This window comes from Actinomycetota bacterium (assembly GCA_005774595.1).
In the GTDB taxonomy this organism is placed as follows: Bacteria; Actinomycetota; Coriobacteriia; order Anaerosomatales; family D1FN1-002; genus D1FN1-002.
This window is the reverse complement of record VAUM01000053.1, coordinates 1-9,025: the sequence shown is the minus strand read 5'-3', so window position 1 is coordinate 9,025 and position 9,025 is coordinate 1. Positions and strand designations below refer to the sequence as shown.

Here is a 9,025-nt window from a genome sequence, read left to right as displayed (position 1 = left end):
CCGGGGTGGCCGCCCATGGGCACACCCGCCGGGTGCCCCGACGAGGCCTGCGCAGGCGCGCCCTGTGCGCCGAGCACCAGCCCGGAGGGGTGGCCGACGGGGGTGCCGCCGGGGTGCCCGGCGGGGGTGCCGCCCGGGTGCCCCATCGGGATGCCGACGGCGGTCTGGCCGCACCCGGCTTCCGCCTCGGCCATCTCCTGCTCGGTGATCGTGCCCTCGGCCTCGCCGAACTCGCCCTCGAGCTCGAGGTCGGGGCGGGCGTCGGGATTGCCGACGTTGTCGGTCATCGTTCGTCTCCTTCGATCAGGACCACGCCGGGCCACGCAGCGTGCGCGCGCCGGTCGGCGGAGTAGAGCGGCGCGTCGAGCATGCCCGCGAGCGCAGGCGAGAACGCATCGTACAACGAGCAGCCGAGGCGCGCTCGGACGTCGAGCGCCTCGCGCATGAGCGCGTCGTCGAGCTCCCACATCGCGATACCCCATCCGGCGAGCCATTCCCAAGCGTCACGACCGAGGTCCCGCACGTAGCCACGAGTCGCCGCGCTCATCACCTCGTACATGAACAGCGATGGGACGGCGATCGACACTCGCCCGAGCCCGTGGTCGCGCAACAGCTCCCGCGCCACGCGGCTGCCGCACTCGCCCAGGAACCACTTGGCCCCGGCCGAGGCGTCCAGCACCACCGTGCGGCGCGTCACGTCCCCTCCCCCGCGGGCTCGTCGCCGGGAGCGTCGCCGCGGATCTCGCGGAGGATCTCGAGGCTGGGCCTGTCGTCGAGCCGGGGCTCCTTGTCGAGTTCCTCGAGCCACTTGAGGCCCTCTTCGACCGCCACCCGGCGCGCCTCGTCCTCGGCCGAGCGCTTCCGGACGCCGAGGTACGTCGCCGCGGCCTCGCGCACGACGTCGCTGCGCGTCAACGACTCCTCAGCGGCGACGGCGTCGAGGCCGGCGAGCAGGTCGTCAGGCAGGGTCACGGTCACTCGCACGGTCATGGTCGAATCGCCTCCGGAACGCATACGGGGTCGCATACGCATCGTATGCAACCCCGTATGCAGCGCGCAAGTCCCGCAGCTTACAGCCAGCCGGCGGCGTCCTTGGCGTGGTAGGTCAGGATGAGGTCGGCGCCGGCACGCTTGAAGCCGGTCAGCGTCTCGAGCACGACGCGCTTCTCGTCGATCCAGTCGGCAGCGGCCGCGGCCTTGACCATCGAGTACTCGCCGGACACATTGTACGCCGCGGTCGGGTAGCCGAACTGCTCCTTCACGCGGCGGATGATGTCCATGTACGCGAGCGCTGGCTTGACCATGACGATGTCCGCGCCTTCTGCGATGTCGAGCGCGACCTCGCGCAGGGCCTCGTCGCCGTTGGCCGGGTCCATCTGGTAGCCGCGGCGGTCGCCGAACTGCGGCGCGGAGTCGGCGGCGTCGCGGAACGGACCGTAGTAGCCGCTCGCGTACTTGGCCGCGTAGCTCATGATCGGCACGCCCGAGAAGCCCTCGGCATCGAGCGCCGAGCGGATCGCGGCCACGCGGCCGTCCATCATGTCCGACGGAGCGACCATATCGGCGCCCGCCTCGGCGTGGCTGACGGCCTCTTGGGCGAGCAGTTCGAGCGTCACGTCGTTGATGACGTTGCCCGCATCGTCGAGCGCGCCGCAGTGGCCGTGGCTCGTGTACTCGCACATGCACACGTCGGTGATGACGTAGAAGTCCGAGGCGTGCATCTTGATGGCGCGGATGGACTGCTGGACGATGCCGTCCGGGTCGTGCGCCTCGCTGCCGACCTCGTCTTTCGCGTGCGGCAGGCCGAAGAGGATGACCGCGGGGACCCCGAGCCGCTTCAGGTCGTCGATCTCGGGCGCGACCTTGTCCACGGACAGCTGGAAGACGCCCGGCATGGATGGGATCTCGTCGCGCTTGCCCTCGCCCGGCTTCACGAACAGCGGGTAGATGAGGTCGGTCGGCTGAAGCGAGGTCTCACGCACCATCGAGCGGATGGACTCGTTGGCGCGCAACCGGCGCGGCCGGTACTCGGGGAACTGCATGTGGGCGCCTCCTCTTGAGCGGGAGAGCGGGGGTGCTACTCGACGAACTCGTCCACGGCGACGGCGGCCTCGTCGGCGGGCGCCTCGGCGGCGTCCTCGACCTTGACCGTGCCGGTGATGAAGTCGACGTAGCGCTTGTAGTTCATCGCGGCCCAGACCGCCGGCACTGCGATGGCGACCCAGAAGAGGATCTGGCCGAAGAAGAAGATGATGTTGCCGTACTGCTGGACCCAGCCGATCAGACCACCCGTGGGCTCGACGACCATGGACTCCTCCTGTTGCGCTCGATGCGCCCGGCTTCCCGCCGGCCGCTGCTTACCGGTGGTGCAAGCGTCGGGGCGTCCCGCTTTCGGGCCGCCCCGACGTCAGTCCTTTGGTGGAGACGAGGAGATTCGAACTCCCGACCTCTGCCGTGCGAAGGCAGCGCTCTCCCAACTGAGCCACGTCCCCGTTCAACTCGGCCCCGAAGGCGCCGAAAGCGAGCATCAGTGTGCCGACCGCCCGCACGGATGTCAAACCGCCCCGCGCGCGCGTCACGCGTCCTCCACAGAGCCCAACGCCGCCGCTATCTCGGCCGCCAGCGCCTCCATCGTGGAGGGCTGTGCCTCGACGTCCGCGCAGTACCCCAGCGCACGGAGCGCCTCGGTCGTGACCGGGCCGACGCTGGCCTTGAGCACGCCTGACATGACCGAGTCCGGGTCGAGGCCCGCCGCGCGCAGCACCTCGACGAAGTTGCGCGCGGTCGACGGGCTGGTGAAGGTGACCGCGTCCACGCGCCCGTCGCGCAGGCGGTCGACCGCCTCGGGTTCGGGGACGGCGGCCACGGTGCGATAGACCGTCACCACGTCCACTTCGCAGCCGAGCGCGGCCAGGCCGACGCGCAGCGTGTCGCGCCCCTCGAGCGCGCGCGGGACGAGCACGCGCGTGCCCGCACCGGCGCCCGCGGCCGCGAGCGCGTCCACGAGGCCCTCGGCCCGGAAGTCGCGCGGCACGAGGTCCGCGGGCCGGCCGAGCTCGGCCATGCGCGCGGCGGTCCCGCTCCCGACTGCGGCCAGGCGCACACCCGTGAGCCCCTCGGACGAGCGGTCGCAGAACACGCAGCGCGCGAAGAAGCGCTCGACCGCGTTCGTGGAGCCGAAGACGACCCAGTCGTAGGCGGCGAGATGGCGGATCGCGTCGTCGGCGGGACCCCAGTCGGGTGGGTCGACCTGGCGGATGACCGGCATGACCACCACCTCGGCGCCCAGTTCGGCGAGCGGCCCGGCAAGGCCCTCGGCCTGCTCGGCCGAGCGCGTCACGAGCACCGTGCGGCCGGTCAGCGGCCCTGCGCCCATACGGCGCATCGCCCCCTAGCTCTTGAGCAGGTCGTCGACGTCTTCCGCGCAGCGGATCTCGTCGAGGATCGCGCCGGCGCCCAGTTCGAGCAGGCGCGCGACCATCGCCTCGCCGAGCGCCTCCGCGCCCGCGCCGTCGTCGGTCAGGCGCTCGCGCACGATGCGCACGCCGTCGACCGAGCCGACCATCGCGTCCATCACGAGCACGCCGTCCTCGCGGCGCGCGTACGCACCGATCGGGACCTGGCAGCCGCCCTCGAGCCGGCGCATGACCACTCGCTCGGCGGTGACGGCCTCGAACGTCTCGGCGTGGCTGAGCGCCTCGCAGACGTGCAGCATGAAGTCGTCGTGCTCACGGATCTCCACGCCGATGGCGCCCTGGCCCACGGCCGAGACCATCTGCGAGGTCGGGATGAAGTTCGTGATGCGGTCCGCCCAGCCGAGGCGCTTGATGCCGGCGGCTGCGAGGATGACCGCGTCGAGCTCGCCGTCCTCGGCTTTGCGCATGCGCGTGTCGAGGTTGCCGCGCACGTCGACGATCTCGAGGTCCGGCCGCACGTGCACGACCTGCGCGCGGCGGCGCAGGCTCGAGGTGCCGAGCTTGGCGCCCTGCGGCAGCGTCGTCAGGTCGTAGCCGGCGCCCGATACGATCACGTCGCGGGGGTCGACGCGCTCCGGGGTGGCGAGCACGGCGAGGCCCTCGGGCAGCTCCGTGGGGACGTCCTTCATCGAGTGGACCGCGAGATCGACCGTGCCGTCGGCCAGCTCGACCTCGATCTCCTTCGTGAACAGGCCCTTGCCGCCGACCTTGGCCAGCGGCACGTCGAGGATCTTGTCACCGGTGGTCTTGATGATCTTGAGCTCCACCAGCACGCCGGTGATCTCCTCGATCCGGCCCTTGATGTACTCGGACTGCCACAGCGCCAGCTTGCTGCCGCGCGTCCCGATGACGAGCCGCTCGCGCTCAGCCACTGGTCACGTCTCCCGTCTCTTCCTTGCCGTGCTTGTCCACGCGCCGCAGCAGGCCCTTGAGGCCGTGCGCCTGACGGATCGTCGCCTCGTCGGTGTCGAGCCCGTACAGCCGCCGCGCGGCCTCGACCAGCTCGTAGCCGTCCTTGTCGGTGCTCGTGGCCCGCAGGCGCATCGTGGGCCCGTGGAGCATCTTGCTCACGATCGCCTCGGTCAGCGCGTCGATGGTCTTCAGGTCCTTGTCCGACATGCCGGCGAGGCGCTTGACGGCCTTCTCGAGCTCGGCCTGGCGCACCGCCTCGGCCTTGGCGCGGATGGCGGCGACCGTCGGCACGACCTCCATGCCCTCGAGCCATCGCTCGAACGCGCTCAGCTCGTCCTCGATGATTCCTTCGGCCTTGCGCGCCTCGCGCATGCGCTCCTCGAGGTTCGAGGAGACGACGCCGTTGAGGTCGTCGATGTCGTAGAGGAATACGCCGGACAGGTCGTTGACGGCCGGCTCGATGTCGCGCGGCACGGCGATGTCGATGAGGAACAGCGGGCGGCCGCGGCGGCCGCGCACGGCCTCGGCGACCTTGTCCTTCGTGACGACGTACTCCGTCGCCGCCGTCGAGCTGATGACGATGTCGGCGGCCGCGAGGTGTGTGTAGCGCTCGTCGTACGGGACGGCCTGGCCCTCGAAGCGCTCCGCGAGCTCGACCGCGCGCTCGTAGGTGCGGTTGGTGACGAGCACCTTGCGCACGCCCTGCGACAGCAGGTGCTTGGCAGTGAGCTCGGACATCTTGCCGGCGCCCAGCACGAGGATCGTGCGGCCCTCGAGCGTGTCGAAGACCTTGCGGGCGAGTTCGACCGCCGCGTAGCTGATCGAGACGGCCGCCTCGCCGATCTCGGTCTCGGTGCGCACGCGCTTGCCGACCTCGAAGCTCTGGCGGAACAGCTTGTTGAACACCCGCGAGCACGCGCCGGCGCAGAAGGCGTGGTCGTAGGCCTCTTTGACCTGCCCGAGGATCTGCGCCTCTCCCACGACCATCGAGTCGAGCGACGAGACCACGCGGAACAGGTGCCGCACGACCGGCTCGCCGTCGGAGATGTAGAGATAGCGCGAGAGCTCGTGGCGGTCGAGACCGTGGAACTCGGTGAGGAAGTCGATGACGGCGTCCGAGCCGGCCTCGGTGGCGGACACCGCGTAGATCTCGGTGCGGTTGCAGGTCGACAGGATGACGGCCTCGGCGATCTCGGCACCTGACGTGAGCAGCGCGAGCGCCTCCTCCTGCCGGTTGGCGGGGAAGGTCATCTTCTCGCGTATCTCGATGGGGGCGGTCTTGTGGGACAGCCCCACCATGGTCAGGTGCATCTGGGTCGAGGCCTCTTCACGGCATGGGTACGCCCTCGCCGGTGCGGTGCGTTGTTGTTCAGGCAAGCAGGCCCGGCGAGGGCGATGTCGGTCGAGCGTATGGAACGCACCTTCTGCGCCTTGCCTGAACAGGGGTGATTCTAGCACCGAGGAGGGGGGCGTGCCACCGCGCCGAGCGTCCGCGCGTGCTCAGTCGTGCTGCTCCATCACGAGCCGCTTGAACACGTCCTCGGGGTCGACGTGCTCGCCCGCCGCCAGCGCCTCGCGCAGCGAGTCGTCGGCCGACAGCGCGTCGAGCATCCGTGTGCGGCGCTCGGACTCGGGCACGCGGTCGAGCACGATCGCGCGCACGATGCCGAGCAGTTCGAGGTACTCGCCCCACTCGGGCCCGAACTCGTCGGCGATCTGTGCGCGGATGCGCTTGGCGAGTCCTGGCGCGGTGCCGCCGGTCGACACGGCGATCTGCAGCGCGCCCCGGCGCATCACAGATGGCGAGGTGAAGTTCGACAGCGCCGGCAGCCCCGGGACCGCCACCAGTGAGCCGCCCGCCTCGGCCTCGCGGGACGCTGCGGTGTCGATCTCCTCGGAGCCCGAGGCGCACACGACCACGAACGCGCCCTTGAGGTCGCCCGCGACGTACCCGCGCCGCTCGATGGTGAGCTCGCCGGCAGCCTCCATCTCGATGAGGCCCTGCGTGGGCTCGGCGGCGATGACGGCCACGTCGGCGCCGTGCTTCACCAGTGAACGGGCGCGGCGCTCGGCCTCGTCGCCGCCGCCCACGACGACGGCCAGCCGGCCGGCGAGGTCGACGAAGACGGGGTAGTGCCGCACGGGCGCGCTCACGTGCCGGCGACGCCGAAGACGTGGAAGCCGAGCGGCAGGGTCCGCGCGATGATCGACAGAGCCACCACGAACACGAGCCCGACGATCGCCACGCGAGCGCTCGTGCGGGCCTGCACGCCTCGGCCGTAGTGCAGGTACAGGTAGGCGCCAAAGACGATCCACACCACGCCCGCCATCATGATGCGCGGGTCCGCCCACCAGCCGGCGCGATCGATGCCGAGCGCGTTGACGATGCCGATGAGCAGGCCGGCGGTGTATGCCGGGTACGACCAGGAGATCGCGCGGCGGGCGACCAGATCGGTCTGAGCGAGCGAAGGCAGGCGCTTGAGCCACCCGCCGGTCGTGTGGCGCTTGAGCTGCGACTCCTGGAGCAGGTAGACGATCGATGCGGCGGCGCCGATCGAGAAGCCCGCGTTGGCGAGCATCACGAGCACGACGTGGATGCCGGTGCGCCAGTCGCGCAGGAGCACGGCGAGCGCGTCGGCCTCGGCCGGCGTCGCCCCGGTCGAGCCGACGCCGATCACCCGGGCGGCGAGCATCAGCAGGCACGCGATGGGTACCAGCACCGCGCCGTAGATCTTGAGCTTCGCGAGATGCTCCACGACGAAGTAGACGAGCACGAGCGCCCAGGCCGCGAGCACGAGCGAGTTGCCGCCCGTCATCAGCGTCCCGCCCGTCAGCGACGACCGGATGCCGATGGACGCGGTCTGGCACAGGAAGCCCGCGCCAGTGAGGAACGTCGCGTACCACGAGTAGCTCTTCTTCTTCGACATCACGAAGTAGACGTAGAAGACGGTCGCGGCGGCATACGCCGCCACCGCGAACCAGTAGAGCACCTCGACGACGACGTGGAGCTGCGGCATCGCGCGCCGGCCTCTCTGCTACGCCTCGGCCGTCCGGCGGGCGACGGCCTCCTCGACGGCCTCGATCTCGCGCTCGAGCCTACCCAGGCGCACCATCGTCATGCCGACGTAGACGACCATCGTCGCCCAGAGCAGGCCGTACGCGGCGATGACGTACGGCGCGACCTTGGCGACTTCCGAGAACGCGGTTGCGGCGGTGGTTCCCATGAGTCTCCTAACCTCCCAGGGCGATCTTGGCGGCCTCGAGCCGCTCCTTCAAGTGCTCCTCGCGCATGCGCATCCGGTAGATGGCGAACGCGAGGCACAGCATGCCGATCTGGGCGACGATGAAGGTGACGAGCGCGGCCGGCGTCTCGGCCAGCCCGCCGTTCTCGAACACGATCGGGTGGCTGCTCGCATCCTGCATGACGCGGGTGATGATGAACGACACCGGCGCGTCGATCCACGCGAAGATCGCGAAGACCGCCGAGAAGGTGGCGCGGCGCTCCTCGTCTTCCACCGACCCGCGCAGCACGAAGTAGCCGACGACCAGCAGCGTCATGATGAAGTAGGTGGTCAGCCTCGGCTCCCACTGCCACCAGACGTTCCAGCGCGCCTTGGTCCACAGGTCGCCGGTGATCATCGTGAGGATCACGAAGATGAGCGTGAGCTCCATGCCCAGCCGCGAGCGCGTGTCGTGCTTCCGGTCGCGCGTCATCAGGTAGCGGATCGCGAAGAACATCGCGAAGGTGAACACGAGGAACGAGCTTTCCGCCACGGGCACGTGGAAGTAGAAGATCTGGAACGTGACGTCCCAGTGGAACAGGTCCTCGTACATCTGCACCGGCGCGTAGAAGAACGCCATGAGGAACGCGGCCGTCGTCAACAGCCCGCCGATGGCGAGCGACAACAGGGCCGGGATGTCCGCGCGTGACTTCATCGACTTCCCTTCAAAGAGCCCGGCTCTCAGGCCCCGATGACGAACTCGTACAGGCCGAACGCGGCCAGCACCATGACGACATCATAGCCTGTCGCCCAGCCCATCCAGACCCAGAAGCTCACGCCGCCCGCCACCGGGCCCATCACCGCGATGGTCGTCGCGCTCACGACGGCGAGCAGCAGCGGGTAGATGAGCGGCACGAACAGCACCGCGAGCACGAAGTCCTTGCCCTTCGTGTTCACCGAGATGGTGGCAAGCATCGTGCCGATGCCGGCGATCCCGGCGGCTCCGGCGAGCAGCGCGAGCGGCAGCATGTACCACGCACCGCCGTACTTCGCGCCCGCACCCTGCAGGAACATGAACCAGAACACCGGCACGGTGAGCGTCTCGACGATGACGAGGAAGATGAAGTTGCCGACGGCCTTGGCGAAGAAGATGACCGGCCGGTCGACCGGCGACAGCAGCAACGCCTCGAGACAGCCCTGGTCCTTCTCGTGCACGAGCGAGCGGTTCAGCCCGAGCATCGAGGTGAACACGAGCGCCGCCCACAGCAGGCCCGAGGCCACGCTCCGCACGTCGAGCGCCGAGCCGGCCGCGGCGAACGTCACGCGGTAGACGAGCATCGTGAGCAGCGCGAACAGCCCCATCGAGGTGAGCATCTCGAAGGTGCGCAGCTCCATCATGAGGTCCTTGCGCAGGAT

The 9,025-nt window shown here is 69.8% G+C and carries 13 protein-coding genes and 1 tRNA gene; all 14 read right to left on the bottom strand.

Annotated features, from left to right (window positions below; genetic code table 11):
* A partial coding sequence (locus tag FDZ70_03620) for a hypothetical protein (protein TLM78865.1) occupies positions 1–287 on the bottom strand: 287 nt, incomplete at its 3' end.
* Positions 284–808, bottom strand: a complete 525-nt coding sequence (locus tag FDZ70_03615) for a type II toxin-antitoxin system VapC family toxin (protein ID TLM78864.1) — start codon at positions 806–808, stop codon at positions 284–286. The genes FDZ70_03620 and FDZ70_03615, both read right to left, overlap by 4 nt.
* Positions 694–1,032 (bottom strand): ribbon-helix-helix protein, CopG family, encoded by a 339-nt coding sequence (locus tag FDZ70_03610; GenBank protein ID TLM78863.1) that lies wholly within the window; start codon positions 1,030–1,032, stop codon positions 694–696. The genes FDZ70_03615 and FDZ70_03610 overlap by 115 nt, the downstream gene beginning before the upstream one ends.
* 38 nt (positions 1,033–1,070) lie before the next feature.
* Positions 1,071–2,042, bottom strand: a complete 972-nt coding sequence (gene hemB, locus FDZ70_03605) for a porphobilinogen synthase (protein TLM78862.1) — start codon at positions 2,040–2,042, stop codon at positions 1,071–1,073.
* Between the two features lie 35 nt (positions 2,043–2,077).
* Positions 2,078–2,308, bottom strand: coding sequence for a hypothetical protein (locus FDZ70_03600; protein ID TLM78861.1), 231 nt, complete (start codon positions 2,306–2,308; stop codon positions 2,078–2,080).
* Between the two features lie 108 nt (positions 2,309–2,416).
* Positions 2,417–2,492: transfer RNA gene (locus FDZ70_03595), tRNA-Ala, on the bottom strand.
* Positions 2,493–2,575: 83 nt separating this feature from the next.
* Positions 2,576–3,385, bottom strand: coding sequence for a uroporphyrinogen-III synthase (locus FDZ70_03590; protein ID TLM78860.1), 810 nt, complete (start codon positions 3,383–3,385; stop codon positions 2,576–2,578).
* A gap of 6 nt (positions 3,386–3,391) precedes the next feature.
* Positions 3,392–4,348, bottom strand: coding sequence for a hydroxymethylbilane synthase (gene hemC, locus FDZ70_03585; GenBank protein TLM78859.1), 957 nt, complete (start codon positions 4,346–4,348; stop codon positions 3,392–3,394).
* Positions 4,341–5,699, bottom strand: coding sequence for a glutamyl-tRNA reductase (locus FDZ70_03580; GenBank protein TLM78858.1), 1,359 nt, complete (start codon positions 5,697–5,699; stop codon positions 4,341–4,343). The genes hemC and FDZ70_03580 overlap by 8 nt, the downstream gene beginning before the upstream one ends.
* Before the next feature lie 189 nt (positions 5,700–5,888).
* Positions 5,889–6,704 (bottom strand): bifunctional precorrin-2 dehydrogenase/sirohydrochlorin ferrochelatase, encoded by an 816-nt coding sequence (locus FDZ70_03575; GenBank protein ID TLM78857.1) that lies wholly within the window; start codon positions 6,702–6,704, stop codon positions 5,889–5,891.
* Entirely contained in the window at positions 6,539–7,405 is an 867-nt protein-coding gene (locus tag FDZ70_03570) for a hypothetical protein (GenBank protein TLM78856.1), read from the bottom strand. Before FDZ70_03570 ends, FDZ70_03575 begins: the two co-directional genes overlap by 166 nt.
* Before the next feature lie 18 nt (positions 7,406–7,423).
* Positions 7,424–7,612 carry a hypothetical protein gene (locus FDZ70_03565; GenBank protein ID TLM78855.1) on the bottom strand — a complete coding sequence of 63 codons (189 nt, stop codon included), beginning with the start codon at positions 7,610–7,612 and terminating at the stop codon, positions 7,424–7,426.
* A 7-nt stretch (positions 7,613–7,619) separates the two neighbouring features.
* Entirely contained in the window at positions 7,620–8,324 is a 705-nt protein-coding gene (locus FDZ70_03560) for a cytochrome C assembly protein (protein TLM78854.1), read from the bottom strand.
* A 26-nt stretch (positions 8,325–8,350) separates the two neighbouring features.
* On the bottom strand, positions 8,351–9,025 hold a 675-nt coding region (locus FDZ70_03555; protein ID TLM78853.1), incomplete at its 5' end, for a heme ABC transporter permease CcmB.